Source organism: Streptomyces ruber (assembly GCF_014648075.1).
GTDB lineage: Bacteria > Actinomycetota > Actinomycetes > Streptomycetales > Streptomycetaceae > Streptomyces > Streptomyces ruber.
Genome location: NZ_BMQK01000017.1, coordinates 139,151 through 166,030 on the forward strand (window position 1 = coordinate 139,151; position 26,880 = coordinate 166,030).

Here is a 26,880-nt window from a genome sequence, read left to right on the forward strand (position 1 = left end):
GGGGACAATCGAGGGCAGAAGGAGGCAGACATGGGCTGGCTATGGGCGATCATCGTCGGGTTCGTGCTGGGTCTGCTGGCCAAGGCGATCATTCCGGGCAAGCAGCACAGTCCGCTCTGGCTGACCACGATCTTCGGCATCCTCGGCGGCATCATCGGCAACGCGCTCGCCCGGGCTTTCGGCATCGCGTCGACGCCGGGCATCGACTGGGGCCGCCACGTGCTCCAGGTCGTGGCGGCCGTCGTGATCGTTTTCCTGGGCGACATGGCGTACATGGCGCTACGGGGCAACAAACAGCGCGCGTAAGCGGCGGACGGGAAGAGTCCCGCGCCCCTCGATCGAGGGGCGCGGGACCATGCCGGTGTGCGGCTCCGCCTACGCCCCGGTGACCTCGACCGCCGCCAGGTTCTTCTTGCCGCGGCGCAGCACCAGCCAGCGGCCGTGCAGCAGGTCCTCGCGGGCGGGGACGGCGTCCTCGGCGGCGACCTTCGCGTTGTTCACGTAGGCGCCGCCCTCCTTCACCGTCCGCCGCGCGGCCGACTTGCTGGCCACCAGGCCCGCCTCCGCGAACAGGTCCACCACCGGCGCGAGCTCGGCGACCCGGACGTGCGGCACCTCCGAGAGGGCCGCCGCCAGCGTCCGGTCGTCGAGCTCCGTGAGCTCGCCCTGGCCGAAGAGGGCCTTGGACGCGGCGATCACGGCGGCCGTCTGGTCGGCGCCGTGCACCAGCGTGGTCAGCTCCTCGGCGAGCGCGCGCTGCGCGGCCCGGGCCTGCGGACGCTCCTCGGTCTGCCGCTCCAGCTCCTCCAGCTCCTCGCGGGACCGGAAGGACAGGATGCGCAGGTACCGGGAGACGTCCCGGTCGTCCGTGTTCAGCCAGAACTGGTAGAACGCGTACGGCGTCGTCATCTCGGCGTCGAGCCAGACGGCGCCGCCCTCGCTCTTGCCGAACTTGGTGCCGTCCGCCTTGGTCATCAGCGGCGTCGCCAGCGCGTGCACCGTGGCGTCGGGCTCCAGCCGGTGGATCAGGTCGAGGCCGGCCGTGAGGTTGCCCCACTGGTCGCTGCCGCCCTGCTGCAGCGTGCAGCCGTAGCGCCGGTAGAGCTGGAGGAAGTCCATGGCCTGGAGGAGCTGGTAGCTGAACTCCGTGTAGCTGATGCCCTCGGAGGACTCCAGGCGCCGGGCCACCGACTCCTTCGTCAGCATCTTGTTGACGCGGAAGTGCTTGCCGATGTCGCGGAGGAACTCGATCGCGGAGAGGTTCTGCGTCCAGTCGAGGTTGTTGACCATGACGGCCGCGTTCTCGCCCTCGAAGGACAGGAACGGTTCGATCTGGCGGCGCAGCCGCTCCACCCAGCCGGCGATCGTCTCCGGCGGGTTCAGCGTGCGCTCGGCGGTCGGGCGCGGGTCGCCGATCTGGCCCGTCGCGCCGCCCACCAGTGCCAGCGGCCGGTGCCCGGCCTGCTGGAGCCGGCGCACGGTGAGCACCTGCACCAGATGGCCCACGTGCAGGGAGGCCGCGGTCGGGTCGAAGCCGCAATAGAACGTGACGGGACCGTCCGCGAGCGCCTTGCGCAAGGCGTCCTCGTCGGTGGACTGGGCGAAGAGCCCACGCCACTTCAGGTCGTCGACGATGTCCGTCACGGTTCTCGTTCTCCTCGGATGACTCGTGGGGCGGTCGGCATGACCACCGCCCTACGAGGTTATACGCCCCCGCCGACAGCGCTCACGGCGTTATCGGCGGGGCTCGCCTCACACGCCCTGGCTGACCGAGCTCATGTTGAAGTCCGGGACGCGCAGCGGCGGCATCGCGGCCCGGGTGAACCAGTCGCCCCACTCCCGCGGCAGCGTCTTCTCCGTGCGCCCGGCCTCCGTCGCCCGGCCCAGCAGGCCGACCGGCGACTCGTTGAACCGGAAGTTGTTCACCTCGCCGACGACCTCGCCGTTCTCGACCAGGTAGACGCCGTCCCGGGTCAGCCCGGTCAGCAGCAGCGTCGCGGGGTCCACCTCGCGGATGTACCACAGACAGGTGAGCAGCAGCCCGCGCTCGGTGTGGGCGACCATCTCCTCCAGTGAGCGGTCCCCGCCCCCTTCGAGGACGAGGTTGCCGAACCCGGGCGCCACCGGCAGTCCGGTCAGGGCCGCGCTGTGCCGGGTGGTCGTCAGGTGCTTGAGCACACCCCCGCCGATCCACTCGGTGGCCGGCACCGGCAGTCCGTTGTCGAACACCGAGGCGTCGTCGCCGGAGGAGTGGGCGAGCACGAAGGGGGCGGACTCCAGACCCGGTTCGTCCGGGTCGCTGCGCAGGGTCAGCGGCAGCTCGGTCAGCCTTTCGCCGACGCGCGTGCCGCCGCCCGGCGCGGAGAACACCGTCCGGCCCTCGGCCGCGTCCCGGGCCGACGCCGACCACATCTGGTAGATCAGCAGGTCCGCCACGGCGCTCGGCGGCAGCAGCGTCTCGTAGCGTCCGGCGGGCAGCTCGATCCGGCGCCCGGCCCACGCCAGCCGCCGGGCCAGCTCCTCGTCCAGCGCGCCCGGGTCGACGTCCCGGAAGTCGCGCGTCGACCGCCCGGCCCACGCGGAGCGTGTGCGGTCCGGGGACTTGGCGTTGAGCTCCAGCGTGCCCCTGGGCTGGTCGTGGCGCAGGCGCAGTCCGGTCGACGTCCCCAGGTAGCTGGAGACCATCTGGTGGTCGGCGAACCCGTAGAGCTCCCGGCCGTTCGCCCGCGCGCGGGCGAACGCCTCGCCGAGCGCGGGCGCGAAGTCCGCGTAGACGGCGGACGAGGTCTCGGCCGGGACGTCCCGGAAGCCGGGCGACTCCGGGACGTCCCGGACGAGGGGCTGCGCGTCCTCGGCGGGCCCTGCCGCGCGCGCGGCGTCCTCCGCGGCCCGTACCAGGGACTCCAGTTCGCTGGCGGTGACGGCGGACCGGGACACCACTCCGGTGGCCGTGCCCTCCGCGCCGTCGACGGTCGCGACGACCGTCAGCGTCCGCCCGCGCGTGACGCCGTTCGTGGTCAGCGCGTTGCCCGCCCAGCGCAGATTGGCCGTCGAGTGCTCGTCGGCGATGACCACGCAGCCGTCGGCCCGGGACAGTTCGAGGGCGCGCTCGACGATCTCGTGCGGCTTGTTCGTGCGCGCGGTCATCGTGCCGCCTCCTGCGTGGTGTTCAGAATGGTGACGCCCTTGAACAGGGCCGAGGGGCAGCCGTGCGACACGGCGGCGATCTGGCCCGGCTGGGCCTTGCCGCAGTTGAAGGCACCGCCCAGGACGTACGTCTGCGGACCGCCGACCGCCGCCATGGAGCCCCAGAAGTCGGTGGTGGTCGCCTGGTACGCGACGTCTCTCAACTGCCCCGCGAGCCGCCCGTTCTCGATACGGAAGAAACGTTGTCCCGTGAACTGAAAATTGTACCTTTGCTGATCGATTGACCATGAACGGTCGCCGACGACGTAGATGCCGCGGTCCACGCCCCCGATCAGGTCCTCGGTCGACAGCCCGCCCGGATCCGGCTGGAGCGACACGTTGGCCATGCGCTGCACGGGCACGTGGGCGGGGGAGTCGGCGTAGGCGCAGCCGTTGGACCGCTCGAAGCCCGTCAGCTTCGCGATGCGCCGGTCGAGCTGGTAGCCGACCAGGGTCCCGTCCCGCACCAGGTCCCAGCTCTGGCCCTCGACGCCCTCGTCGTCGTACCCGATGGTCGCGAGCCCGTGCTCGGTGGTGCGGTCGCCGGTGACGTTCATCAGCTCCGAGCCGTACTTCAGCGTGCCCAGCCGGTCGAACGTGGCGAAGGAGGTCCCCGCGTACGCGGCCTCGTAGCCGAGCGCGCGGTCCAGCTCGGTGGCGTGGCCGATGGACTCGTGGATGGTCAGCCACAGGTTGGACGGGTCGATCACCAGGTCGTACACGCCGGCCTCGACGCTCGGCGCGCGCATCTTCTCGGCGAGCAGCCCGGGGATCCGTGCCAGCTCGTCCTCCCAGTCCCAGCCGGTGCCCGTCAGGTACTCCCAGCCGCGGCCCACGGGCGGCGCGAGGGTCCGCATGGAGTCGAACTCGCCGCTCGACGCGTCGACCGCCACCGCGGTCAGCTGCGGGTGCAGCCGGACGCGCTGCTGGGTGGTCACGGTCCCGGCGGTGTCGGCGTAGAACTTGTTCTCGTGCACGGTGAGCAGCGAGGCGTCCACGTGGCTGACCCCGTCGGCGGCGAGCAGCCGCGCGCTCCACTCCGCCAGCAGCCCCGACTTCTCCTCGTCGGGCACGGTGAACGGATCGATCTCGTACGAGGACACCCACGTCCGCTCGGCGTGCACGGGCTCCTCGGCCAGCTCCACCCGCTCGTCCGAGCCCGCCGCCTTGATGACCTGCGCGGACAGCTTGGCCATGGCCACGGCCTGCGACGCGACCTTGGCGGCGGCGTCCATGGTCAGATCCACGCCGGACGCGAACCCCCACGTCCCGCCGTGCACCACCCGCACCGCGTACCCCAGGTCGGTCGTGTCCGAGGACGAGGAGGGCCTGGCGTCCCGCAGCCGCCAGGAGGCGCTGCGCACCCGCTCCAGGCGGAAGTCCGCGTGCTCGGCGCCGAGCGCACGCGCGCGGGCGAGCGCGGCGTCGGCGAGGGCGCGCAAGGGGAGTGCCGTGAAGGCTTCGTCGATGGAATGAGGCACCGCCGTCTCTTTCTGTCGGGCTGAAGGGCTGTCGCGCTGTCCGGGCGACCGTGGTCGCCGTGTCCCGTGACTGCTCCGATCATGTCGCGGCGACGGCCCGCGAACCATGGGTTCGCGGGTGACGGAAAGCCGTCGCACGCCTCCGCCGGGGCCGGCCGGGCCGGGCGGGCGGCTGTAGGAACCCCACAGGACCCCTGCGGAGCCACTGTCGGTGCCCGATTGTCCGGACGACCGGACGGACCGATAGGTTTTCGGGGAAGCCGCACGTCGGCCAGGTGGCCGTCACAGGCGTATCTTCCGCTATCGAAAGGGTGATCCGTTGAGCCGCTCGGTTCTCGTCACCGGAGGTAACCGGGGCATCGGCCTCGCCATCGCCCGCGCGTTCGCCGACGCCGGCGACAAGGTCGCCATCACGTACCGTTCGGGCGAGCCCCCGGAGGGTTTCCTGGCCGTCAAGTGCGACATCACCGACACCGAGCAGGTGGAGCAGGCCTACAAGGAGATCGAGGCCGAACACGGTCCGGTGGAGGTCCTCGTGGCCAACGCCGGCGTGACCAGGGACCAGCTCCTGATGCGCATGACCGAGGACGACTTCACCTCCGTCCTCGAGACCAACCTCACCGGCACCTTCCGGGTGGTCAAGCGCGCCAACCGCGCCATGCTGCGCGCCAAGAAGGGCCGCGTCGTCCTGATCTCCTCGGTGGTGGGGCTCCTCGGCTCGGCCGGGCAGGCCAACTACGCCGCCTCCAAGGCCGGGCTCGTCGGCTTCGCGCGCTCCCTGGCCCGTGAGCTGGGCTCGCGCAACATCACCTTCAACGTCGTCGCCCCCGGCTTCGTCGACACCGACATGACCAAGGTGCTCACCGACGAGCAGCGGTCGAAGATCGTGTCGCAGGTGCCGCTCGGCCGGTACGCGCAGCCCGAGGAGATCGCCGCGACCGTGCGGTTCCTCGCCTCGGACGACGCCTCGTACATCACTGGAGCCGTCATTCCCGTTGACGGCGGACTGGGAATGGGTCACTGATCACATGAGCGGAATTCTCGAGGGCAAGCGCGTCCTGATCACCGGTGTGCTGATGGAGTCCTCCATCGCCTTCCACACCGCCAAGCTGGCCCAGGAACAGGGCGCCGAGATCATCCTGACGGCGTTCCCGCGGCCCACGCTGACCGAGCGCATCGCCAAGAAGCTGCCGAAGCCCACCAAGGTCATCGAGCTCGACGTCACGAACGACGAGCACCTCGGCCGCCTGGCCGACGTCGTCGGCGAGGAGCTCGGCGGCCTCGACGGCGTCGTGCACTCCATCGGCTTCGCCCCGCAGGACGCCCTCGGCGGCAACTTCCTCAACACGCCGTTCGAGTCCGTCGCCACCGCCATGCACGTCTCGGCGTACTCGCTGAAGTCGCTGACCATGGCCTGCCTGCCGCTGATGCAGAACGGCGGCTCCGTCGTCGGCCTCACCTTCGATGCCCAGTACGCCTGGCCGCAGTACGACTGGATGGGCCCGGCCAAGGCCGCGCTGGAGGCCACCAGCCGTTACATGGCGCGCGACCTGGGCAAGCAGAACATCCGCTGCAACCTCGTCTCCGCCGGCCCCATCGGCTCCATGGCCGCGAAGTCCATCCCGGGCTTCGCCGAGCTGGCCTCGGTGTGGGACAGCCGCGCCCCGCTGGAGTGGGATCTGAAGGACCCCGAGCCGGCCGGCCGCGGTGTGGTCGCCCTGCTGAGCGACTGGTTCCCGAAGACCACCGGCGAGATCGTCCACGTGGACGGCGGTCTGCACGCGATCGGCGCCTGAGCGTCCGTACGCCCTCGACGCCCCGCTCCCGCGACGCGCGGAAGCGGGGCGTCACCCGTCGGGAGCAGCAGACCGGGCGCCCGGCCGCCCCGGCCGCGCAGGCTGGAGGGATGCACCGCGTCGCAGCCGTACGGCCCAGGAGGTCCCGTTGTGCGCCTGTTCCACAGCCTCGCTCCGGTCTTCGCGGCCACCGTGCTCCTGCTGACCCTGCCGTACGAGGCGGTGCCCCACGCGCGCGCGGGGGAGGACGGGCCGCAGGTCACGCGCGAGCCGTCCGGGGCGGAGTGCCGGACCGGCGTCCACGGCTCCCGCGTGGTCGCCCACTGCCACAACCCCTACCCGGACGCCGACCAGGTCCGTCTGCACGTCGAGTGCGCGCGCTGGTGGGACCTCGACACCGACGGGCCACCGGTCGTGGCGGACCCGGCCCGGACCGTACGGCTCACCGGGCGCTGCTGGCAGGAGATCGGCTCGGCGTGGGTCAGCCACGGGCGCTAGGGCGCCCCGAACGGCAGACGAGGGGATAGCCCGCGGCGCATGACGCGGCGGCCTCCGCGTCACCCGCGCGGATCGCGTCGACCAGCCGGGCGTGCTCCATGTACGTCTCCGGTGTCAGCCGCTCGCCGACGTCCTCGCGCAGCCAGTCCCGCAGCACCTCGCCCAGGTCCGCGTACACCGCCGTCATGGCCTCGTTGTGGGACGCGGCCACCACCGCCAGGTGGAAGGTCGCGTCGGCCGCCACGAAGGCCTCCGCGTCGCCCGACTCCCATGCCTCCTCGCGACGGACGAGGAGGGCGTCGAGCTGCTTGAGGTCCTTGTCCGTGCGCCGGGCCGCCGCCAGCCTCGCGGCACTCGACTCCAGGGCGGAGCGCAGCTCGGCGATGTGGTCCGGGTCGGCGCCGGCGAAGCGGCGGTGCATCACGCCGGCCAGCTCGCTGGTCGCCACGACGTACGTGCCGGAGCCCTGCCGGATGTCGAGCAGCCCGTTGTGCGCCAGCGCGCGCACGGCCTCACGGACGGTGTTGCGGGCCACGCCGAGCTGTTCGACCAGCTCCGGCTCGGTGGGGATACGGGAGCCGACCGGCCACTCGCCCGAGGTGATCTCGTTCCGCAGCGCGGCGATGACCTGCTCGGACAGCGCCGAACGGCGCGGGTGGCTCAGCGGCATGGCGACACCCTCGCACAGGTGACGGGGGAGCGGCGCGGCGGGAGTGGACGAGCATTCATCCCATGATTCTATGATGGGGCTCATGACACGTGAGGAGACACGGACGAGAACGTCCACAGCGGTGAGTCCGGCACCCGGAACCACGGCCGCCGAGACGTCCGCCACGCGCGCGTGGACGACGCGTCTGGTGATCGTCGGCATCGTTCTCACCGCCCTCAACCTCCGGCCCGCCATCACCAGCCTCGGCGCGCTCCTCGAAGAGGTGCGCGACGGGCTCGGCATGAGCGGCACCGTCGCCGGGCTGCTCACCTCCGTGCCGTCGCTGTGCTTCGCCGTCTTCGGGGTCACGGCGCCGCGTCTCGCCCGCCGCTTCGGGCCCGGCGCCGTGGTGTGCGCCGGCATGGTCGCGGTCGCAACCGGCCTGGCGGTCCGGCCCTACGCCGGGAGCACGGCGGGCTTCCTGGCCGCCAGCGCGCTCGCCCTCATGGGCATCGCCGTCAGCAACGTCCTGATGCCGGTGATCGTCAAGCGCTGGTTCCCGGACCGCGTGGGGTCCATGACCGGGCTGTACTCCATGGCCCTCGCCCTCGGCACCTCGACCGCGGCGGCGGTCACGGTTCCCGTGACCGGGGCGCTGGGCGGCGACTGGCAGTCCGGCCTCGCCGTCTGGGCCGTCCTCGGGGCGGCGGCCGTGCTGCCGTGGATACCGGTGGTGACACGCGCGCGGGGCGGCGGCGCCGCGGACGGTGCCGCGCGGAGCGAGGGAACCGCACGGCGGAGCCCCCGGAAACTGCGCGTCAGCCGGAGCCGTACGGCCTGGGCCCTCGCCGTCTTCTTCGGGCTCCAGTCCACGGCCGCGTACATCACGATGGGCTGGATGCCCCAGATCTTCCGCGACGCGGGCGTCCCGGCCGGTACGGCGGGTCTGCTGCTGGCCCTCACCATGGTGATGGGCGTGCCCCTCGCCTTCGTCATCCCGCGGCTCGCCGCACGCCTGCCCAGCCAGGGGCCGATCGCGGTGGTGCTGGGCCTCTGCGGGCTCGCCGGGTACGCGGGCCTGTACCTGGCGCCGGCGGGCGGCGCCTGGGCGTGGGCCTTCCTGCTCGGCATCGCCAACTGCGCCTTCCCGCTGGCCCTCACCATGGTCGGCATGCGGGCGCGGACCGGTGCGGGCGTCGCCCAGCTCTCCGCGTTCGCCCAGAGCACCGGCTACCTGATCTCGATCCCGGGGCCGCTCCTGGTCGGTGTCCTGTACCAGCACAGCGGCGGCTGGGAGGTGCCGCTCGCGCTCATGGCGGCCCTGATGGTCCCGCAGACCCTCATGGGCATCCTGGCGGGCCGCGACCGTACGGTGGAGGACGAGGCGACCGGGTGACCGCTCCGCCCGCGACGGCGGGCGCGGTCCACCCGCGACGGCGAGTCCGGGTCACCCCGGCGGCGGTCCGGCCGGCGGTGGTGGGACACTTGCGGCATGCCTGTGCTCGACCCGAACCCCCAGAACGGCCAGAAGAAGATGCTGCTCGTCTTCGGCTCCTTCTTCGCCATCTTCGTGATCATCGCCATCGTCGCGACGATCGCCGCCCCCTGACGGCGCACCGCCCCCGACCGTGCCGCCGACCCCGACTTCGATCGCGCCGGACGCGGCCCATGGTGGGGCCGGCCCCCGTATCCCCTAGGGGGTGAGACTCAGGGTGAAGTGGGTGGATCACCGGATGGGGCGCGGGGCCCGGGTTCCGTAGCTTCGGGATGTGGCCACGAAAGGCAGGTCACGGACCGTCCGAGGACCACGGAGGCGGCATGCCGGCCCCAGCGCACCCCCATCCCCACCCGCCCCACCCGGCGACCACCGAGGGCGCCCGCACCCGGTTGCCCTGGTGGGCGCTCGCCCTGCCCATACTCGCCTTCGTCGTCCTCCTGCTCCTGGTCCTCGACCCGTCGAACGCACGAGCGGCCGACGAGCCGGCGGCCGCGCAGATCGTCGTATGGATACGGCACGCCCTGCTGTACGCGCTGCCGTAGCCGCGGAACGCCACGGCGAGGACCGCGGCGCGTGGCGGCGGGCACCGGCGCGTCCGGTGCACACCCCCTGCGCCACCGGCCGGGTCATGACTCCAACTCCCTGCGCCCCTTGGCGTGTTTCGTGCGAAGCTGGGACGCATGAGCGTCGCAGAACCCCGCAGGATCGTCCTCTTCCGGCATGCGAAGGCCGACTGGCCACAGGTTTCCGACCATGAGCGGCCGCTCGCCGACCGGGGTCGCAAGGACGCCGCCGTCGCCGGGCGCAAGCTCGCCGACTCCGGAATCTCCCTCGACCTGGCTCTCTGCTCCACCGCGGCCCGGACCCGCGAGACGTGGAAGCTCGCCGTTCAGGAACTGCCGCAACGGCCGAAGACCGTCTACGAGGAGCGGGTCTACGAAGCCTCGCCCGGCGAGCTGATCGCCGTGCTCAACGAGCTGCCCGACGACGCGCGGAACGTCATCGTGATCGGCCACAACCCCGGCATCCAAGGGTTGGCCGACATCCTGCCCGGCCGTTCCGAGGGCGACGCGCGCGAGCGGATGGGCCGCCGTGGGTTCCCGGCCGCCGCCTTCGCGGTGCTCTCCTTCGACGGCTCCTGGAAGAGCCTGGAGCCGGGAGCGACCACCCTGATCGACTGCTGGGCGCCCACGGAGTAGGCCCGCCGGACCCGGCCCCCGGCCCGGGAAGCGCCAAGGCCCGGCACCTCACGAGTGCCGGGCCCCTCGGCCTGCCGACGGGCGATGCCCGCTGCCCACGCGTACGGTTCGCCGGCACCGGCTCACCGGTCGTCGTGCATGTCCGCCGCCTCGACCTCCTCCCGGGTCACCCCGAGCAGATAGAGGACGGTGTCGAGGAAGGGGAAGTTCACGGCCGTGTGCGCGGCCTGGCGTACGACGGGCTTGGCGTTGAAGGCGACACCCAGACCGGCCGCGTTCAGCATGTCGAGGTCGTTCGCGCCGTCGCCGATCGCCACCGTCTGGGCCAGCGGCACCCCGGCCTCGGCGGCGAACCGGCGCAGCAGCCGCGCCTTGCCCGCGCGGTCCACGATCTCGCCGACGACCCGGCCGGTGAGCTTGCCGTCGACGATCTCCAGCGTGTTGGCCTGCGCGAAGTCCAGCCCGAGCCGTTCCTTCAGGTCATCCGTGACCTGGGTGAACCCGCCCGAGACGACACCGACCTGGAAGCCGAGCCGCTTCAGCGTACGGATCAGCGTGCGCGCCCCCGGCGTCAGCCGTACCTCGCCGCGCACCTTCTCGACCACCGAGGCGTCGAGTCCCTCCAGCAGCGCCACACGCGCGTGCAGCGACTGCTCGAAGTCCAGCTCCCCGCGCATCGCGGCCGCCGTCACCTCGGCGACCTCCTTCTCGCAGCCGGCGTGCGCGGCGAAGAGCTCGATCACCTCGTCCTGGATGAGCGTCGAGTCCACGTCCATCACGACCAGCCGCTGCGCCCGCCGGTGCAGTCCCGCCGCGACCACCGCGACGTCGACACCCAGGGCCGCCGACTCGGTGACGAGCGCGGTGCGCAGCGTCTCCGGTTCCGTACCCGACACCGCGAACTCCACCGCGGTCACCGGGTACTTGGCGAGCCGGAAGATCCGGTCGATGTTGCCGCCGGTCGCCGTGATGCGGGCCGCGATCCTGGCCGTCGACTCCGCGGTCAGCGGATGGCCGAGCACGGTGACGAGCGAGCGCCCGAGGCCGCGCGGCCGGTTGTCCCCGATGCCCGAGATGATCTCCGCCTGCATCCTCATGGACTCGGCCCAGCTGTGGACGGTGGCCCGGAGATCGCCCTCACGTCCGCCGGACGGCTCGGTCACGAGCGCGCACAGGACGATCCGGCCGCGGGTGACGACCTGCTCGATGTCGACCACGTCGACGGAGTAGGCGCCGAGGGTCTCGAACAGCCCGGCGGTGATGCCCGGCCGGTCCTTGCCGAAGATCTTGACGAGAAGAGTGGGGACGTCGGAGGTCTGCGAAGCGCTCATGGTGGTCCCACCGTATCCGCCGCCCGGTACCTGGGGCCTCTGAGGTCCGCCCAGCGGACAGAGAACACTGGGCGGCGCCCCCATGACGTACGCCTTGATCACAGACGACACCCGAGCGGTCGTCCGATCCGGCAGGCGTCCGCGCCGGCCCGTCACCGTCCCGGAGGCCTCGACGGCGGACGAGGCGGAGCGGGTGGCGGTGGCGGTGGCGGTGGCGGCGGTTCGTCGTCCGGAGGCCGCGGGCGTGAAGGTGAGGGCGGCGGAGGTGAAGGCGGCGGAGGTGAGGGCGGAGGCGGCGGCGTCAGCCGGCCGTCACGCGCCCCGCCGCTCCCTCGTCCGCGTCCCGATCCATGCCCCGGCCGCCGAGACGGGGGCACGACGAACCGCCGCACGGTGGGCGCACCGTATATGCCGGCATCGTCCGCGCCTCCCGCATCCTCCCTGCCCCCGTCCACGTCCCTGTTCTCGCCCCGGCCCCCGCCTCCGCCCGGACGTGAGTCCTCCGGTTCCCTCGCCCGGCCCGGCAGCCGCAGATAGGGATTGGTGGCCGGGTCGGGCGGCCGGTACGGCGCACTCGGCGTGTACGGCCCCGGCCGCGCTCCCGGCGCTCCCGGCGTGTCCGGCGCGCCCGCTCCGGAGCGGGCGCCGGTCCGCCCCACCGCCCCCGGGCCACCGCGCGCCCACACCGTCGCCCGGCGCCCCGCGGCCCCGCTCGCGCACGCCAGCAACGCGCCGGCAGCCCCCGCCCCCGCGCCCCACAGCGCGCCCAGGAGCAGGGCCGCCCCCATGCGGCCGCGCAGTTCGATGCCCGTGTCGAACGCGTCGATACCGAACACCGACAGCGAGGCGTCCACCGACACCTCCGTCAGCAGCACCAGCAGCGGCAGCGCCAGCGCGGTCGTCACCCCGAGCCGCAGGGCGCACCGTCCCGCGAAGGCGAACGGAGTCGACTGCGGTGGCTCCGCTGCGGCCGGCTGTCCCGCGACGGCCGCCCTCCGGCCCCGTACCAGCGGCGGCGTGAACGCGGCCGGTCCCCGTACGAACGGCGTGCGCGCGGCGGTCAGCACCCCGGCGAGGAGCATCATGAGTGCGGCCGCGACGCCCAGCAGCCAGATCCGGCCGTCCAGCTCCGCGAGGCGGCCGAGCGTGACCGGGCCGCCGGCGTCGACGCGCAGCAGCTGGTCGAGCGGATCGGGCAGCGACTGCGCCAGTCCACCGGTGGCGATGCCGTCCCAGGGCACGAGGAGGCCGAGCGGGACACCGAGCCAGACCCCGTTCGGCGCGCCCAGCAGCGCAGCGCCCGCGATCCGCTGCGGCCGGTCGTCGCCGGCCGCCGCGTACGCCGCCGCCGCGAGCCCGGCCAGTACCGCCGCCAGCAACACGGTGACCAGCGCCGACGCGGCGGGCCGCACCACCCGGTGCACGACGGCCCAGCCGGACGGCAGGGGAGTGCGGCGCGAGGCGAGCAGGGCGATCAGCAGGACGCCCGCGCACCAGACGAGTCCGCCGGTCGGCGTGGCGGCCGTGTCGACGGTGAAGCCGACCTTCGCACGGACGTCGGCCAGGTCACCGAGCCGGTCCGGCAGCAGCCCGCCGAAGTCGCCCAGACCGCCGGGACCGGGCACCCCGCTGCCACCGCCGCCCGCCCCGCCCCCGCCGGGCGGACCGCCGGGAGCCAGGTCGCCGCCGTCGATGGTGACGGCGCTGTGGCCGGCCCAGGCGAGCCCGCCCATCAGAGCGGCGAACAGCGCGACCACCGTGCCCGCGCGCGCGAGCAGTTCGGCGGGCCGGATCACCGCTCCCGCCCCGCGCAGGGAACGCAGGAAGAACCAGGACAGCAGCAGCGCCCCGACCAGCCCGACGCCGAGGGGTGTGATCTGTACGGCCGTCGTGGCCCGGGCGCCTTCCAGGCCGAACGCCGAGACGTCACCGGACGGCGTGACCGAACCGCCCGCGGCCAGGGCCACGACGGCGGCGGTCAAGGGCCCGAGCGCGGCCACGGTGTCCGCCCCGAGCAGATGCAGACCGAGCGCGGCCGTCCCCGCCATGCCGATCAACGCCCAGCTCACGGCGGCGACCGCGGAGACCAGGACATCCCCCCAGGGCACGCTCCCGTTCCGCTGCGCGGTGCTGATGCCCATGGTGCGCCCCCCGGTCCGCGTCGCGGTCCTCCGCCGCGGATGTCCTCCTCGTGCGGAATCACCACTCTCCGGCCGGTTTTCCACCCCGTCAACGGCGTCGACCGGCGCACTGGTGCGCGCACCTCACGGTGCCCCCCGCACGCGTGCCGACAGCGCCCCTCACACGGTCCGACTTTCAGTCAGGAGGCCGGGCCTGGAATAGTTCCCGGAGATGTTCGACATCCCTAGACTCCCCGTGACGGGGGCAACTCGGGGGACAACTCAGTGGGGCATGGAGTGCCGGAACTCGTACTTGAATCGAATGGGCGGTCCTGGACGCTCGATGCGTCCAGGACCTACACCCTCGGACGCGATCCGCAGGGGGACATCGTGCTCGACGACGCCAGGGTGTCCTGGCGGCACGCCACGATCAGCTGGAGCGGCCGTAGCTGGTTCATCGAGGATCACGGCAGCACCAACGGCACCTTCGTGCAGGGTCATCGCATCCACCAGATGGAGATCGGCCCCGGCTCGTCCGTCCACCTCGGGAACGCCAACGACGGCCCGCGGCTGAACCTCTCGTCCGGCACCTCCACCTCGTCCTCCTCGTCCGCCGCCTCCGCCTCCGCCTCCGTCCCGCAGCAGTCGCACCAGCAGCCGTACGCGGCGCAGGGCGCGAGCCCCGGCTGGGCGGCCCAGCAGGCCGCGCCGCAGCAGTCCGTGCCGCAGCAGTCCGCGCCGCACACGGGACCGCAGCCGTCCGCGCCGCACCACACGGCCCCGCGGCAGTCCGCGCACCAGCAGGCGCCCCAGGCGGGAACGGTCCCGCAGCAGCAGCAGCAGCCGGCCGGTGGCGGGACGGCGGCGCCGCCGTCCCACGGCGACCGCAGCCCGACCACCTTCCACCGGCTGGACCTCGGCCGCGTGATGCGCATCGGCCGCGCGCTCGACAACGAGCTGGTCGTCTCCGACCTCCAGGTCTCGCGTCGGCACGCCGAGTTCCACGCCATGCCCGACGGCCGCTTCGAGATTCGCGACCTCGGCTCGCACAACGGCACGTTCGTCAACGGTGTGCCGATGGCCAAGGGCGGCTCGGCGCTGCTCGGCCCGAACGACATCGTCGGTGTCGGCCACTCCACCTTCCGCCTGGTCGGCGACCGCCTCGAGGAGTTCGTCGACACGGGTGAGGTGTCCTTCTCCGCCCGCCATCTGACCGTCACGGTCGACGGCGGCAAGCAGATCCTCAAGGACGTCTCCTTCGGCGTCCCCGAGAAGTCGCTCGTCGCGGTCATCGGCCCGTCCGGCTCCGGCAAGTCCACGCTCCTGAAGGCCCTCACCGGCTACCGCCCGGCCGACCGGGGCGAGGTGCTCTACGACAACCGGAACCTGTACAAGCAGTTCGCCGAGCTGCGCCAGCGCATCGGCCTGGTCCCACAGGACGACATCCTGCACAAGGAGCTCACGGTCAGCCGGGCCCTCAAGTACGCCGCGAAGCTCCGCTTCCCCGCCGACACCACGGCCTCCGAGCGCGACGCCCGCATCGACGAGGTGCTGCGCGAGCTCAAGCTGGACATCCACAAGGACAAGAAGGTCACCGCCCTCTCCGGCGGCCAGCGCAAGCGCGTCTCGGTGGCCCTGGAACTGCTGACCAAGCCGTCGCTGATCTTCCTGGACGAGCCGACCTCCGGCCTCGACCCGGGCATGGACCGCGACGTCATGCAGCTGCTGCGCGGCCTCGCCGACGACGGCCGCACGGTCCTGGTGGTCACCCACTCCGTGGCCGAGCTGGCCCTGTGCGACAAGCTCCTGGTGATGGCCCCCGGCGGCGCCGTCGCCTACTTCGGCCCGCCCGAGGAGGCACTCAACTTCTTCGGCTACGCGACCTGGGCCGATGTGTTCTCCGCGTTCGAGAACTACCGCGACTACGACTGGGCGGGCCGCTGGAAGGGCTCGCAGCACTACCAGCTCTACGCCGCGGACGTCGATGCGGCCGCCCCGCAGCCGGCGCCCGCGTCGGCGCCGCAGGTGATGAGGCCGTCCAAGCCGCAGAGCTGGGGTTCCCAGCTGACGACCCTGGTCCGGCGGTACTTCGCGGTCATCGCCTCCGACAAGGGCTTCCTGGCGCTGACGGTGCTCCTGCCGGCCGTCATCGGCGCGGTCAGCCTGCTCATCGACCCGGGCAAGGACCTGCTGGTCAGGGTGGACGAGCGGACCGGCAGGATCTCTCCCAACATCACCGCCACCACCGTGCTGCTGATCCTCGCGGTTGGCGCGTGCTTCGCGGGCGCCGCGAACTCCGTACGTGAGCTGATCAAGGAACGGGTCATCTACGAGCGGGAGCGCGCGACCGGACTGTCACGTTCCGCCTACCTGATGTCCAAGGTGATCGTCCTCGGCGCCCTCACGGTGCTGCAGGGCGCCCTGGTCGGCGTCATAGGCTTCTCCTCCCGCGAGACCACCGAGGAGGGCCTGCTCCTCGGCGACGGCAAGACCGCCGTCATACTCGAGCTCTCCGTTCCGCTCATGGGGCTCGGTTTCGCCTCGATGATGGTCGGCCTGGTGATCTCCTCGCTGGTGAAGACCGCCGAGCGGACCATGCCGCTGCTGGTGATGTTCACGATCGTCCAGGTCGTCTTCACCGGCTGTCTGTTCATCCTGCACGGCACCCCCGGTGTCAACGAGCTGTCGTACCTGATGCCGTCCCGCTGGGCCGTCGCGGCCGCCGGCGCCACCCTGGACCTCAACCGGATCTTCCCGAACACGGACGACCCGACCAGTACGGACCCGCTGTGGGACCACACGGCGTCGGCGTACTTCCTCGACATGGCGGCCCTGCTCGCCCTCGCCGTCGTCTGCGCCTTCCTCGTGGCACGTTTCCTGCGCCGCCACGAGCCGGAGGTCATGCGGAAGTAGTCCCGTACGGACGCGAGAAGGGCGGCACCCCGTCGGGGTGCCGCCCTTCTGCGCGCTGCTGCGCCGCTCAGGTCCTCAGTACGGACCATCGACGTTGTCGATGGACCCGTAGCGGTCGGCCGCGTAGTTCGCGGCGGCGACTATGTTGGCCACCGGGTCGTAGATGTTCGTCGAGGTGCCGGGGACGTGGTAGGCCTCGAAGGTCGGCGGGATCACCTGGAGCAGGCCCTTGGACGGGACGCCGTTGATGGCGTTGATGTCCCAGTTGTTGATCGCGTTCGGGTTGCCCGAGGACTCCCGCATGATGTTCTTGTGCAGCCAGTAGTACGAGCCCGGGATGTCGTGCTTCTTCATGATGTCGAGCGACTCACGGATCCAGCCGTCGAGGTTGTCCGGGTACGTCTTCTCGGCGACCTGCTCGACCGGGGCGCGCTCGCCGGACCGGCTGGCCGCCTGCGTCCCGCGCTCCTCCGTGGCCTTCTTCTTCGTACCGGCCTTCTCCGCGCCGTCCTCGGCCGCGGCCTTCTGCTTCGCCGCGGCGGTCTCGGCCTTCAGGCTCGCGCCGGCCAGCTGGTCGGTGACGCTGGCCTTCACGTCCTTGATCTGCTGCTCGCTGTACACCACCGGAGCGGTCGCGGAGTCCGCCGTGTCCGTGGCCTGCCCGCCGCCGAGCGCCAGGCTGGTGGCGAGAGCGGCGGCACCGAGGCCGGCGACACCGGCGAGCGAGAGCTTGTGGACCTTGGTCAGGGCTCGACCACGACCCTGTGCGGGGGTGTTCTGGGACATGACTGATGGACCTCTTCGGGTAGCGGAGATCGCTCTGGGGCCGGCGGGGACACGGTGTTTCCAGCACAAGCGCCGCGGGCAGGAGCCGCGGAACCGAGCGACGTGAGCCATTGTTAGCGGCCGCAAAAAACCGTGGCAAAGGTGTGACGTACGACCCCGGATAGTGGGACGGGGTCCGGAGAAACCGGGCCGAAGGGCACGTCTGCCCCGCTCACCGAAGCCTTCCGGTCCTCCTAGCGCCCTTCGTACGTGATGTGCGCCCTATGCGGGGCTTCACATCCCGCGCGCTGTCATCTCACCAATAGTTGCTGGAGCAATGCTGTGAGTAGGGGAGCTGGGAGGGGGCTCCTCGCCCTAGGGCCGACGGCCTGGCCGGGTCCGTCGTACGACCGATCCGGCCTGTCGTACCCCGCCGGTACCGTGAGGCCATGAGTCAAGGTCCACGGTCCGGGCTGGCCGCGGTGAGCTCCGCGCTGCTGGCCATGAGCAGGCACCTGGAGGTGCGCGACGTCCTGAAGACGATCGTGGCCTCGGCGCGCGAGCTGCTCGACGCCCGGTACGCGGCGCTCGGCGTCCCCGACGACCACGGCGGCTTCGCCCAGTTCGTCGTCGACGGCGTCGGCGAGGAGCAGTGGAAGGCCATCGGCCCGCTCCCGCGCCAGCACGGCGTCCTCGCCGCGATGCTGCACGACGCGAAGCCGGAGCGCCTGGCCGACGTCCGCGAGGACCCCCGTTTCGAGGGCTGGCCGAGCGCCCACCCCGAGCTCGTCGACTTCCTGGGCCTGCCGATCCGCGACGGCGACGAGGTCATCGGCGCGCTCTACCTCGCGAACAAGAACCGGCCGGAGCCCGCCGACGGCTGCGGCTTCACCGAGGACGACGAGGAACTGCTCGCGATCCTCGCCCAGCACGCCGCCATCGCCCTCACCAACGCCCGGCTGTACGAGCGCAGCCGCGAGCTCACCATCGCCGAGGAGCGCTCCCGGCTGGCCCACGAGCTCCATGACGCGGTCAGCCAGAAGCTGTTCTCCCTGCGACTGACCGCCCAGGCCGCCGCCGCCCTGGTCGACCGCGACCCCTCGCGTGCCAAGGGCGAGCTGCAGCAGGTCGCCGCGCTCGCCGCGGAGGCGGCCGACGAGCTCCGCGCCGCCGTCGTCGAGCTGCGCCCCGCGGCCCTCGACGAGGACGGGCTGGCCGCCACCCTGCGCACCCAGGTGCAGGTCCTGGACCGCGCCCACAGCGCGCGCGTGACCTTCGCCGCCCAGGGGGTCCGCGCCCTGCCCGCCGCCCAGGAGGAGGCCCTGCTCCGCGTCGCCCAGGAGGCGCTGCACAACGCGCTGCGGCACTCGGGGGCCGAGCGGGTCGACGTCACCCTGGAGCGGCGCGGCGGCGCGGCGGTCCTGCGCGTCACGGACGACGGCGACGGCTTCGACCCGCAGACGGTACGCCGCGCGGGACGCCACCTCGGCCTGGTCTCCATGCGCGACCGGGCGAGCGGGGTCGGCGGCCGGCTGACCGTGGAATCGGCGCCCGGGAAGGGCACCACGATCGAGATGGAGGTCCCCGGTGGCTGAGGCGATCCGGGTGCTGCTCGTCGACGACCACCAGGTGGTCCGCCGGGGCCTGCGCACCTTCCTGGAGGTGCAGGACGACATCGAGGTCGTGGGGGAGGCGTCCGACGGCGCCGGAGGGGTGGCCCGCACCGAGGAGCTCCGGCCGGACGTCGTCCTCATGGACATCAAGATGCCGGGCATGGACGGCGTCGACGCGCTGCGCCGCCTCCGGGAACTCGACAACCCCGCGCGCGTGCTGATCGTCACCAGCTTCACCGAGCGGCGCACGGTGATCCCGGCCCTGCGCGCGGGAGCCGCCGGATACGTCTACAAGGACGTGGACCCGGACGCCCTCGCCGGAGCCATCCGCTCCGTGCACGCCGGGCACATCCTGCTCCAGCCCGAGGTCGCCGGCGCACTGCTGTCCCAGGAGGACACCACGCCGGGCCAGGGGAGGGGCGGCTCGCTCACCGAACGGGAGCGCGAGGTGCTCGGCCTGATCGCGGACGGCCGCTCGAACCGCGAGATCGCCCGCGCGCTCGTCCTCTCCGAGAAGACGGTCAAGACCCACGTCTCCAACATCCTGATGAAGCTCGACCTCGCGGACCGCACCCAGGCCGCGCTGTGGGCCGTGCGCCACGGTGTGACGGAATGACCACGGGCGGTGTGACGGGATGACGGACCACCCGAAAGGCACTGTCCCGGACCGAGATACACACAGTCGTGTGGATGTCCCCCGGTTGGCGCACCTTCGCCGCTTCCGTGCCGTTCCCCAGGGTGTGCTGCGGAGATCCGCCGCAGTGATCCTGAGGGAGGACTGAGAAGTGAAGAACCTCAAGCAGGCCGCCGCCGTCACGCTGCTGGCCGGTGGCCTGGTGACCGCCGTCGCCGGCCCGGCTTCCGCGAGCTCCGGCGCGGACGGCGCGACCGTGCACTCGCCGGGCGTGCTCGCGGGCAACCTCGTGCAGGTTCCGGTTCACATCCCGGTGAACGTGGTCGGCAACGGCATCAAGGTCGTCGGCGTCATGAACCCCTCCTTCGGCGAGAAGGGCGTCACCCACTGACGCCCCCGGGCCCCCGTAGCAAGCCGGAGCCCCGCGAACGGACCGGTTCGCGGGGCTCCGCCGTGCACCGCGCCCACGGCGCCTGCACTCTCAGCGCCCGCCCCTCTCGCGCTCCTCCACGACGGAGTTGTACGCCGCCACCTGCGCCCGCCGGGCCGTCCGCTCCACGGGACGCAGCGCCGCCGCCCGCGCCGCCATCTCCGAGGCGCTCACCGCACCCCCGTGCCCGTGTCCGTACGCGAGGGAGACCAGCAGCCCCACCCGCTGGGCCAGCTCCAGCACCCGCACCGCCCGCGGCGGATATCCCGGCGCCAGCACCTCCCGCCCGCCGCCGTGGGCCCGCGCCCGGTACGCGTCGACCGCGGCCTCCGCCACCGGCCCCGAGCCCGCCACGTCCAGCCGCGACAGCACCTCGGTGGCCTCCCGCAGCGCCTCCGCCAGCTCCCGCTCGGCCTCACCGAGGGACGGCACGTCGGCGGGCGGCGCCTCCCGCACCGGCAGGCAGTGCCAGACGACCTCCACGTGCACGTCGCCGGCGGGCCCCGCCTCGTACACCTCCGGTACGAGCCCCAGGGCGGCGCCGTGACACACCACCGCCTCCTCCGCGTCGATCGCCCGCTTGTTGAACTCGGGCGGTCCGCTCAGCCCCAGCGGATGCCCGGGCCGGGGCAGCGCCACCCGCAGCCCGGTCGCGCCGAGCGTGCGCAGCCGCCCCAGGGCGAGCGAGAGACCGACCGGCCCCGGCTCCCCGGGCAGGCCTTCCACCCGGTGCACGGCGTCCTCCCCGACGATCGCGAGCACCGCGTCGTCCGGCGAGACAAGACCGGCAATAAGGGCGTTTCCATGAGCGGCCAGACGTCCTGAGCGTGGTTCCGAGAGCATGCCCACAGCCTAAGGACCGGCCGATGGAACGGTCCGCCCGGCCGGTGGCGTAGATTTCCTAGGGGGCTTTCGCCCACAGGCGAGGGTCGCGCCCACAGGCGTACGCGAAAGCCGAGACCGGCCGACACTGCAAGGGGAGACAGCGCGCTCATGAGCGATGTTCTGGAGCTGGAGGACGTATCCGTGGTCCGCGAGGGCCGCGCTCTGGTGGATCAGGTCTCCTGGTCGGTCAAGGAGGGCGAGCGCTGGGTCATCCTCGGCCCCAACGGCGCCGGCAAGACGACCCTGCTGAACCTCGCGTCGAGCTACCTCTTCCCCAGCAAGGGCACCGCCACCGTCCTCGGCGAGACCCTCGGCAGGCCCGGCACCGACGTCTTCGAGCTGCGCCCGCGCATCGGCATGGCCGGCATCGCCATGACCGAGAAGCTCCCCAAGCGGCAGACCGTCCTGCAGACCGTCCTCACCGCCGCGTACGGCATGACGGCCACCTGGAACGAGGACTACGAGGAGATCGACGAGCAGCGCGCCCGCGCCTTCCTCGACCGCCTCGGCATGAGCGAGTACCTCGAGCGGAAGTTCGGCACCCTCTCCGAGGGCGAGCGCAAGCGCACCCTCATCGCCCGTGCCCTGATGACCGACCCCGAGCTGCTGCTCCTCGACGAGCCGGCCGCCGGTCTCGACCTGGGCGGCCGTGAGGACCTCGTACGCCGTCTCGGCCGCCTGGCCCGCGACCCCATCGCCCCGTCCATGATCATGGTGACGCACCACGTGGAGGAGATCCCGCCGGGCTTCACCCACGTCCTCATGATCCGCCAGGGCAAGGTCCTCGCCGCGGGCCCGCTGGAGCTGGAGCTGACCTCCCGCAATCTCTCGCACTGCTTCGGCCTGCCGCTCGTCGTCGAACAGGTGGGCGACCGCTGGACCGCTCAGGGCCTGCCCCTGTCCTGACGGCGTCCAAGCTGCCGGGCGTCGGCCCGAGTTGAGCCGCCCGGCCGCGCAACGGGGGCCCGGCGCCCCCCACTTGATCGTGCGCCCTGTCCGTGTGGCGGTTGCGGTCCTACCATGACCATGTGGACAGCATTGACGCATGGGTGTGGTGGCTTGTCGTCGCGGTCGGACTGGGAATTCCGCTCGTTCTGACCGCGATGCCGGAGTTCGGCATGCTCGCGGTGGGTGCCGGCGCCGGAGCCCTGACAGCGGCACTCGGCGGGGGCATCGTGCTCCAGGTGGTGATCTTCGCCGCCGTCTCGGTCGCGCTCATCGCGGTCGTACGTCCCATCGTGGCCCGGCAGCGCTCCGAGCGGCCGGAGCTCAGCAGCGGTGTCGACGCGCTGAAGGGCAGGCAGGCCGTCGTCCTGGAGCGGGTCGACGGCGGAGGCGGCCGCATCAAGCTCGCCGGCGAGATCTGGTCGGCGCGCGCCCTTGACGCCGGACAGGTCTACGAAGTGGGACAGGAAGTGGACGTCGTGGAGATCGACGGCGCCACCGCGGTCGTCATGTGACCGAGCCGGGACACAACTGCGCCGAACGCCTCCCCTGGCAGTCGGCGGTCTGACAGACTCGACCAACAAGATCTTCGACAAGCATAAGATCATTCCGAAACACAGAGTGCGGAGAAGGGTACGGGGAGTCGATGGAACCGATCATCATCGTCCTGATCATTCTGGTGGTGCTGGTCTTCATCGCCCTGATCAAGACCATCCAGGTCATTCCGCAGGCCAGCGCCGCCATCGTCGAGCGCTTCGGCCGCTACACACGGACGCTGAACGCCGGGCTGAACATCGTCGTCCCGTTCATCGACACCATCCGCAACCGCATCGACCTGCGGGAACAGGTCGTCCCGTTCCCGCCCCAGCCGGTGATCACCCAGGACAACCTGGTCGTGAACATCGACACCGTCATCTATTACCAGGTGACCGACGCCCGCGCCGCCACGTACGAGGTCGCCAGCTACATCCAGGCGATCGAGCAGCTCACCGTCACCACGCTCCGCAACATCATCGGCGGCATGGACCTGGAGCGCACCCTCACCTCCCGCGAGGAGATCAACGCGGCCCTGCGCGGCGTCCTCGACGAGGCCACCGGCAAGTGGGGCATCCGCGTCAACCGCGTCGAGCTCAAGGCCATCGAGCCGCCGACCTCCATCCAGGACTCGATGGAGAAGCAGATGCGCGCCGACCGTGACAAGCGCGCCGCGATCCTCACCGCCGAAGGCATCCGCCAGTCGCAGATCCTGACCGCCGAGGGTGAGAAGCAGTCCGCCATCCTGCGCGCCGAGGGTGAGGCCAAGGCCGCCGCGCTGCGCGCCGAGGGCGAGGCCCAGGCGATCCGTACGGTCTTCGAGTCCATCCACGCCGGTGACCCGGACCAGAAGCTGCTCTCCTACCAGTACCTCCAGATGCTGCCGAAGATCGCCGAGGGGGACGCCAACAAGCTCTGGATCGTCCCCAGCGAGATCGGCGACGCCCTGAAGGGCCTCTCCGGCGCCGTCGGCAACTTCGGCGGCCTGATGGGCGGCGGCCCCGGCACCGCGGCCCCCTCCGGCGCCACGGAGCGCCGCGAGAAGCCACCGATCAGCGACTGACACATCCGTGCCCTGTCAGGGGCGCGGGGGAACTGCGTGACCAGCCACGACGAACCCGCAGAGGACGAACCGGCTCCGGCGCGGAGCGCTCACGCGGCGCTCTGCGCCAGCCAGTCCGGCAGAGCCTCGTAGTCGTCCTGCGCCAGCGCGAGCAGCATCGCGTCCGCCGGCGTCGGCTCGAACGGTTCCCGCAGCAGCGGCATGCCCGCCTGCTCCGGCGTACGGTCCGCCTTGCGGTGGTTGTCCTCGGCACACGAAGCCACCGTGTTCAGCCAGGTGTCCCCACCACCGCGCGACCGGGGCACCACGTGGTCCACGGTCGTCGCCCGCCTCCCGCAGTACGCGCACCGGTACCGGTCGCGCACCAGGACACCCCGCCTCGACCAGGGCGCGTTTCTCCGGAACGGCACCCGTACGTACCGGCAGAGCCTGATCACCCTGGGCGCCGGTATGTCCACGGCGGCCCCGCGCATGCGCAGTTCGGGGTGGGCCTGCTCGACCACGGCCTTGTCCTGCAGCACCAGCACGACGGCCCGGTTGAGCGTCACTGTCGACAGCGGCTCGAAGCTCGCGTTGAGTACCAGCGTGTCCCGCACCCCGCCCACCTCCTGTTGCGCACCGGCCCACCCCCTGGCGGGCTTGGATCACACTCTGGCCGGGCACGCCGAGATGGACAACGCAATAAAAATGCCCGCCTCCGATCACTTCCAAGACCAGAGGCGGGCAAACGTTCAATGAACGTCGGGATGAGGAAGAAGCAGGTCAGCTCTCGGCAGGAGCCGCGTACTCACCGATCAGCTGCGCACGCGCGAGCGTGTGGAAGCGAAGGTTGAAGCCGACGAAGGCGGGCGTGGCGTCCGAGTCCGGACCGAGCTTCTCCTCGTCGACCGCGTACACCGTGAACACATAGCGGTGCGCCCGGTCCCCGGGCGGCGGCGCGGCGCCCCCGAAATCCTTCGTCCCGTAGTCGTTGCGCGCCTGCACGGCTCCGTCGGGCAGGCCCTCGAAGGCGCCCGTGCCCGCACCCGCCGGCAGCTCGGTCACCGAGGCCGGGATGTCGAACACCACCCAGTGCCAGAAACCGCTCCCCGTCGGGGCGTCCGGATCGAAGCACGTCACGGCGAAACTCTTGGTCTCCGCCGGAAAGCCTTCCCAGCGCAGCTGCGGCGAGGTGTTCCCCTCCGCGTACACCTGGGCGTCCTTCAGCGTCGCGCCTTCCTGGACGTCCTCGCTCGTGACCGTGAACGACGGCACGGCCGGATGGAAGTCATGGGGAAGCGGGGGCCTCGTGGCCTCGGTCACCTCGGTACCTCCTGGATTCCTGATGAGTGGTGACTGCGAATGACTCGTTCTGGACTCTCGAGTGCTCGAGTTCTCGAGTTCCGAGCCTAGAACCAGTTACGCCTGCTGCCGACCTCGGACAGCCACTGGTTGAGGTACGCGGTCCAGTCGGTGTCCTGGTAGCCGTTCAGCCCCACCCTGAAGGCGCGGAAGGAGTCGCTGCCCTCGGTGAACAGGCCTCCCCTCTTGTCCATCTCCAGGACGACGTCCATCTCGTTGTGGTCCGCGACGAAGCTCAGCTCCACCTGGTTCAGCCCCCGGTACTGCTGCGGCGGGAAGAACTCGATCTCCTGGTAGAACGGCAGCTGCTGCCGCGTGCCCCGGATGTGACCGCGCTCCAGGTCCGCGTTCTTGAACCGGAAGCCCAGCTGGATGAAGGCGTCCAGGATGGCCTGCTGCGCGGGCAGCGGATGCACGTTGACCGGGTCGAGGTCACCGGAGTCCACCGCCCGCGCGATGGCCAGCTCGGTCGTCACGCCGACGTTCATCCCGCGCAGCGGCTGCCCCTCGATCATCGTGATCGGCGTCTCCCAGGGAATGTCCAGCCCGAACGGCACCGCGTGCACCGCCTGGGCCTCGAGCTCGAAGGCCCCGCCGAGCGACACCTTCGTGAACTCGATGTCCTGCTTGTACTCCTGGTCGCCGCTCTCCACCTCGACCTTGGCCTGCAGTCCGACGGACAGCCCCTCGATCTGCTGGTTCACCGAGCCGCCCTGGATCCGCACCTCGCCCTGGACGACGCCACCCGGGACGACGTTGACCTCGGTGAGCACAGTCTCGACCGAAGCGCCACCGGCCCCCAGGCTCGCGAGCAGTCGCTTGAACGCCATGTCTCTTCCTCCCCAGGCGGCAACGCCTGCGCTCTGTGATGAAGCCCTGTTCCGTACGGATCCTCGATCCCTACGAACGCGATCCGGCCATGACCGGTTCCGCGCCCTCGTACAAGGCGGAAGCCTCCCCGGTCACCCGAGGACGGACAAGGGACAGGCACCCGTCTGGAGTACGCTCGTACGGCATGATCGCGACCCCCGACCGTACGCCCCTGCCCCGTGAGTTCTTCGACCGCCCCGTCCTCGACGTGGCGCGCGACCTGCTGGGCCGCGTCCTCGTGCACACCACCCCGGACGGTCCGATCGAACTGCGCCTCACCGAGGTCGAGGCGTACGACGGCGCGAACGATCCGGGTTCCCACGCCTACCGCGGCCGCACCGCTCGAAACGGTGTGATGTTCGGCCCGCCCGGACACGTCTACGTCTACTTCACGTACGGCATGTGGCACTGCATGAACCTGGTGTGCGGACCGGAGGGCCGGGCGAGCGGGGTCCTGCTGAGGGCCGGCGAGATCGTGGAGGGCCTGGAGCCGGCCCGCAAGCGTCGGATCTCGGCCCGCTCCGACAAGGAACTGGCCAAAGGCCCGGCACGTCTCGCCACGGCCCTGGGGGTGGACCGGTCGCTGGACGGCGCGGACGCCTGCGCCGGCCCCGACGGCCCCTTCGCCGTCCTGCACGGCCGGCCCGCCGCCCCCGAACAGGTGCGGAGCGGCCCACGTACCGGTGTCGCGGGTGAGGGAGGAGTCGACCCGTGGCGCTTCTGGATCGCGGACGACCCGACGGTGAGCCCCTACCGGGCCCACGTCCCCCGCCGACGCCGTACTTGACGCGGCCAGCCCGGATCCGTAACGTAGCCCGAGCCGCTTGAACCGGGTACGGCGATCAGCCTGCAGCCGGAAGCGGCCAACCCACTACCTGACAGTCCCCCAGCGGGGAGCATTCCGGCGTGCCCGCACGTCTGGAATCGAATCCGCGGAGCTCGATTATGAGTTGGCGGGGATAATCAGTTAGCGTAGTGAATGTCGAAAGGCCGCCAAAGCGATTTCCGGCCCGTAGACAGCCGAAAGGCGAATCCCGCTGACTGGGAATCAGGCCCGAAAGGATCTGATAGAGTCGGAAGCGCCGGAAAGGGAAACGCGGAAGCGGGAACCTGGAAAGCACCGAGGAAA

Annotated in this window: 27 protein-coding genes; 16 read left to right on the top strand and 11 right to left on the bottom strand. The window is 71.6% G+C overall.

Annotated elements, in window-relative coordinates; translation table 11 throughout:
* Positions 1-30: 30 nt before the first annotated feature.
* Positions 31-306, top strand: a complete 276-nt coding sequence (locus tag IEZ04_RS28365; RefSeq protein WP_189219864.1) for a GlsB/YeaQ/YmgE family stress response membrane protein — start codon at positions 31-33, stop codon at positions 304-306.
* Between the two features lie 69 nt (positions 307-375).
* Here IEZ04_RS28365 and tyrS read toward each other — a convergent pair whose 3' ends face one another.
* The 3 genes from tyrS to IEZ04_RS28380 all read right to left on the bottom strand — a co-directional run bounded on the left by tyrS (position 376) and on the right by IEZ04_RS28380 (position 4,667).
* The gene (tyrS, locus tag IEZ04_RS28370) at positions 376-1,644 is read right to left on the bottom strand and encodes a tyrosine--tRNA ligase (protein ID WP_189219830.1); all 1,269 of its coding nucleotides are present in this window, start codon (positions 1,642-1,644) and stop codon (positions 376-378) included.
* A 108-nt stretch (positions 1,645-1,752) separates the two neighbouring features.
* Complete coding sequence (locus tag IEZ04_RS28375; RefSeq protein WP_189219831.1) at positions 1,753-3,147, bottom strand: metallopeptidase TldD-related protein; 1,395 nt, start codon at positions 3,145-3,147, stop codon at positions 1,753-1,755.
* Positions 3,144-4,667 carry a TldD/PmbA family protein gene (locus IEZ04_RS28380; RefSeq protein ID WP_189219832.1) on the bottom strand — a complete coding sequence of 508 codons (1,524 nt, stop codon included), beginning with the start codon at positions 4,665-4,667 and terminating at the stop codon, positions 3,144-3,146. The genes IEZ04_RS28375 and IEZ04_RS28380 overlap by 4 nt, the downstream gene beginning before the upstream one ends.
* A 319-nt stretch (positions 4,668-4,986) precedes the next feature.
* Here IEZ04_RS28380 and fabG point away from each other — a divergent pair, with 319 nt between their 5' ends.
* The 3 genes from fabG to IEZ04_RS28395 all read left to right on the top strand — a co-directional run bounded on the left by fabG (position 4,987) and on the right by IEZ04_RS28395 (position 6,961).
* Positions 4,987-5,691: a 3-oxoacyl-[acyl-carrier-protein] reductase gene (gene fabG, locus IEZ04_RS28385; protein WP_189219833.1), complete on the top strand. Its 705-nt coding sequence runs from the start codon at positions 4,987-4,989 to the stop codon at positions 5,689-5,691.
* A gap of 4 nt (positions 5,692-5,695) precedes the next feature.
* Positions 5,696-6,463: an enoyl-ACP reductase FabI gene (gene fabI, locus IEZ04_RS28390; RefSeq protein ID WP_189219834.1), complete on the top strand. Its 768-nt coding sequence runs from the start codon at positions 5,696-5,698 to the stop codon at positions 6,461-6,463.
* Between the two features lie 150 nt (positions 6,464-6,613).
* Positions 6,614-6,961: a hypothetical protein gene (locus IEZ04_RS28395; protein ID WP_189219835.1), complete on the top strand. Its 348-nt coding sequence runs from the start codon at positions 6,614-6,616 to the stop codon at positions 6,959-6,961.
* On the opposite strand, the gene IEZ04_RS28400 is transcribed toward IEZ04_RS28395, so the two are convergent.
* A complete protein-coding gene (locus tag IEZ04_RS28400) occupies positions 6,945-7,631 on the bottom strand; it encodes a FadR/GntR family transcriptional regulator (RefSeq protein WP_189219836.1) in 687 nt (228 codons plus the stop codon). The two genes, IEZ04_RS28395 and IEZ04_RS28400, sit on opposite strands and share 17 nt — an antisense overlap.
* A gap of 70 nt (positions 7,632-7,701) precedes the next feature.
* Here IEZ04_RS28400 and IEZ04_RS28405 point away from each other — a divergent pair, with 70 nt between their 5' ends.
* The 4 genes from IEZ04_RS28405 (at position 7,702) to IEZ04_RS28415 (ending at position 10,307) form a co-directional block, all read left to right on the top strand.
* Complete coding sequence (locus IEZ04_RS28405; protein WP_189219837.1) at positions 7,702-9,006, top strand: CynX/NimT family MFS transporter; 1,305 nt, start codon at positions 7,702-7,704, stop codon at positions 9,004-9,006.
* 96 nt (positions 9,007-9,102) lie between these two features.
* Complete coding sequence (locus tag IEZ04_RS35650; protein ID WP_268245692.1) at positions 9,103-9,219, top strand: SGM_5486 family transporter-associated protein; 117 nt, start codon at positions 9,103-9,105, stop codon at positions 9,217-9,219.
* Positions 9,220-9,428: 209 nt separating this feature from the next.
* Positions 9,429-9,650, top strand: coding sequence for a hypothetical protein (locus tag IEZ04_RS28410; protein ID WP_189219838.1), 222 nt, complete (start codon positions 9,429-9,431; stop codon positions 9,648-9,650).
* A 138-nt stretch (positions 9,651-9,788) separates the two neighbouring features.
* On the top strand, positions 9,789-10,307 hold the full coding sequence (locus IEZ04_RS28415) for a SixA phosphatase family protein (protein ID WP_189219839.1): 519 nt from the start codon (positions 9,789-9,791) through the stop codon (positions 10,305-10,307).
* A 122-nt stretch (positions 10,308-10,429) separates the two neighbouring features.
* On the opposite strand, the gene serB is transcribed toward IEZ04_RS28415, so the two are convergent.
* Both serB and IEZ04_RS28425 read right to left on the bottom strand, forming a co-directional pair.
* Entirely contained in the window at positions 10,430-11,638 is a 1,209-nt protein-coding gene (serB, locus tag IEZ04_RS28420; RefSeq protein ID WP_189219840.1) for a phosphoserine phosphatase SerB, read from the bottom strand.
* Between the two features lie 152 nt (positions 11,639-11,790).
* Positions 11,791-13,779 carry a streptophobe family protein gene (locus IEZ04_RS28425; RefSeq protein ID WP_189219841.1) on the bottom strand — a complete coding sequence of 663 codons (1,989 nt, stop codon included), beginning with the start codon at positions 13,777-13,779 and terminating at the stop codon, positions 11,791-11,793.
* Between the two features lie 276 nt (positions 13,780-14,055).
* Between IEZ04_RS28425 and IEZ04_RS28430 the strand changes: the two genes are divergently transcribed.
* A complete protein-coding gene (locus tag IEZ04_RS28430) occupies positions 14,056-16,671 on the top strand; it encodes an FHA domain-containing protein (RefSeq protein WP_189219842.1) in 2,616 nt (871 codons plus the stop codon).
* 75 nt (positions 16,672-16,746) lie between these two features.
* Here IEZ04_RS28430 and IEZ04_RS28435 read toward each other — a convergent pair whose 3' ends face one another.
* A complete protein-coding gene (locus tag IEZ04_RS28435) occupies positions 16,747-17,457 on the bottom strand; it encodes a transglycosylase SLT domain-containing protein (RefSeq protein ID WP_189219843.1) in 711 nt (236 codons plus the stop codon).
* A gap of 428 nt (positions 17,458-17,885) precedes the next feature.
* Here IEZ04_RS28435 and IEZ04_RS28440 point away from each other — a divergent pair, with 428 nt between their 5' ends.
* From IEZ04_RS28440 to IEZ04_RS28450, 3 genes are all read left to right on the top strand, one after another.
* Positions 17,886-19,031, top strand: coding sequence for a GAF domain-containing sensor histidine kinase (locus IEZ04_RS28440; protein WP_189219844.1), 1,146 nt, complete (start codon positions 17,886-17,888; stop codon positions 19,029-19,031).
* A complete protein-coding gene (locus tag IEZ04_RS28445; protein WP_189219845.1) occupies positions 19,024-19,665 on the top strand; it encodes a response regulator in 642 nt (213 codons plus the stop codon). The genes IEZ04_RS28440 and IEZ04_RS28445 overlap by 8 nt, the downstream gene beginning before the upstream one ends.
* A gap of 169 nt (positions 19,666-19,834) precedes the next feature.
* On the top strand, positions 19,835-20,074 hold the full coding sequence (locus tag IEZ04_RS28450; protein ID WP_189219846.1) for a chaplin: 240 nt from the start codon (positions 19,835-19,837) through the stop codon (positions 20,072-20,074).
* A gap of 90 nt (positions 20,075-20,164) precedes the next feature.
* Here the strand turns inward: IEZ04_RS28450 and IEZ04_RS28455 are convergent, their stop codons facing one another.
* The gene (locus tag IEZ04_RS28455) at positions 20,165-20,956 is read right to left on the bottom strand and encodes an Rv1486c family protein (protein WP_189219847.1); all 792 of its coding nucleotides are present in this window, start codon (positions 20,954-20,956) and stop codon (positions 20,165-20,167) included.
* A gap of 150 nt (positions 20,957-21,106) precedes the next feature.
* Here IEZ04_RS28455 and IEZ04_RS28460 point away from each other — a divergent pair, with 150 nt between their 5' ends.
* The 3 genes from IEZ04_RS28460 to IEZ04_RS28470 all read left to right on the top strand — a co-directional run bounded on the left by IEZ04_RS28460 (position 21,107) and on the right by IEZ04_RS28470 (position 23,540).
* The gene (locus tag IEZ04_RS28460; RefSeq protein ID WP_189219848.1) at positions 21,107-21,904 is read left to right on the top strand and encodes an ABC transporter ATP-binding protein; all 798 of its coding nucleotides are present in this window, start codon (positions 21,107-21,109) and stop codon (positions 21,902-21,904) included.
* A gap of 122 nt (positions 21,905-22,026) precedes the next feature.
* Positions 22,027-22,458 (top strand): NfeD family protein, encoded by a 432-nt coding sequence (locus tag IEZ04_RS28465; RefSeq protein ID WP_189219849.1) that lies wholly within the window; start codon positions 22,027-22,029, stop codon positions 22,456-22,458.
* 131 nt (positions 22,459-22,589) lie between these two features.
* Positions 22,590-23,540, top strand: coding sequence for an SPFH domain-containing protein (locus IEZ04_RS28470; protein WP_189219850.1), 951 nt, complete (start codon positions 22,590-22,592; stop codon positions 23,538-23,540).
* 89 nt (positions 23,541-23,629) lie between these two features.
* On the opposite strand, the gene IEZ04_RS28475 is transcribed toward IEZ04_RS28470, so the two are convergent.
* The 3 genes from IEZ04_RS28475 to IEZ04_RS28485 all read right to left on the bottom strand — a co-directional run bounded on the left by IEZ04_RS28475 (position 23,630) and on the right by IEZ04_RS28485 (position 25,711).
* The gene (locus IEZ04_RS28475; RefSeq protein WP_189219851.1) at positions 23,630-24,136 is read right to left on the bottom strand and encodes an HNH endonuclease; all 507 of its coding nucleotides are present in this window, start codon (positions 24,134-24,136) and stop codon (positions 23,630-23,632) included.
* A gap of 166 nt (positions 24,137-24,302) precedes the next feature.
* Positions 24,303-24,842: a YbhB/YbcL family Raf kinase inhibitor-like protein gene (locus tag IEZ04_RS28480; protein ID WP_189219852.1), complete on the bottom strand. Its 540-nt coding sequence runs from the start codon at positions 24,840-24,842 to the stop codon at positions 24,303-24,305.
* A gap of 86 nt (positions 24,843-24,928) precedes the next feature.
* Positions 24,929-25,711, bottom strand: coding sequence for a sporulation protein (locus tag IEZ04_RS28485; RefSeq protein WP_189219853.1), 783 nt, complete (start codon positions 25,709-25,711; stop codon positions 24,929-24,931).
* 185 nt (positions 25,712-25,896) lie between these two features.
* Between IEZ04_RS28485 and IEZ04_RS28490 the strand changes: the two genes are divergently transcribed.
* A complete protein-coding gene (locus IEZ04_RS28490; RefSeq protein ID WP_189219854.1) occupies positions 25,897-26,538 on the top strand; it encodes a DNA-3-methyladenine glycosylase in 642 nt (213 codons plus the stop codon).
* Positions 26,539-26,880: the final 342 nt, after the last annotated feature.

Bases quoted from the DNA above. Each gene is read 5' to 3' on its own strand.
- serB (WP_189219840.1), bottom strand. From the start codon at position 11,638: ATGAGCGCTTCGCAGACCTCCGACGTCCCCACTCTTCTCGTCAAGATC.
- IEZ04_RS28440 (WP_189219844.1), top strand. From the start codon at position 17,886: ATGAGTCAAGGTCCACGGTCCGGGCTGGCCGCGGTGAGCTCCGCGCTG.
- IEZ04_RS28460 (WP_189219848.1), top strand. From the start codon at position 21,107: ATGAGCGATGTTCTGGAGCTGGAGGACGTATCCGTGGTCCGCGAGGGC.
- IEZ04_RS28405 (WP_189219837.1), top strand. From the start codon at position 7,702: ATGATGGGGCTCATGACACGTGAGGAGACACGGACGAGAACGTCCACA.
- fabI (WP_189219834.1), top strand. From the start codon at position 5,696: ATGAGCGGAATTCTCGAGGGCAAGCGCGTCCTGATCACCGGTGTGCTG.
- IEZ04_RS35650 (WP_268245692.1), top strand. From the start codon at position 9,103: ATGCCTGTGCTCGACCCGAACCCCCAGAACGGCCAGAAGAAGATGCTG.
- IEZ04_RS28455 (WP_189219847.1), bottom strand. From the start codon at position 20,956: ATGCTCTCGGAACCACGCTCAGGACGTCTGGCCGCTCATGGAAACGCC.
- IEZ04_RS28485 (WP_189219853.1), bottom strand. From the start codon at position 25,711: ATGGCGTTCAAGCGACTGCTCGCGAGCCTGGGGGCCGGTGGCGCTTCG.
- IEZ04_RS28470 (WP_189219850.1), top strand. From the start codon at position 22,590: ATGGAACCGATCATCATCGTCCTGATCATTCTGGTGGTGCTGGTCTTC.
- IEZ04_RS28410 (WP_189219838.1), top strand. From the start codon at position 9,429: ATGCCGGCCCCAGCGCACCCCCATCCCCACCCGCCCCACCCGGCGACC.
- IEZ04_RS28435 (WP_189219843.1), bottom strand. From the start codon at position 17,457: ATGTCCCAGAACACCCCCGCACAGGGTCGTGGTCGAGCCCTGACCAAG.
- IEZ04_RS28400 (WP_189219836.1), bottom strand. From the start codon at position 7,631: ATGCCGCTGAGCCACCCGCGCCGTTCGGCGCTGTCCGAGCAGGTCATC.
- IEZ04_RS28415 (WP_189219839.1), top strand. From the start codon at position 9,789: ATGAGCGTCGCAGAACCCCGCAGGATCGTCCTCTTCCGGCATGCGAAG.
- IEZ04_RS28375 (WP_189219831.1), bottom strand. From the start codon at position 3,147: ATGACCGCGCGCACGAACAAGCCGCACGAGATCGTCGAGCGCGCCCTC.
- IEZ04_RS28365 (WP_189219864.1), top strand. From the start codon at position 31: ATGGGCTGGCTATGGGCGATCATCGTCGGGTTCGTGCTGGGTCTGCTG.
- IEZ04_RS28425 (WP_189219841.1), bottom strand. From the start codon at position 13,779: ATGGGCATCAGCACCGCGCAGCGGAACGGGAGCGTGCCCTGGGGGGAT.
- IEZ04_RS28490 (WP_189219854.1), top strand. From the start codon at position 25,897: ATGATCGCGACCCCCGACCGTACGCCCCTGCCCCGTGAGTTCTTCGAC.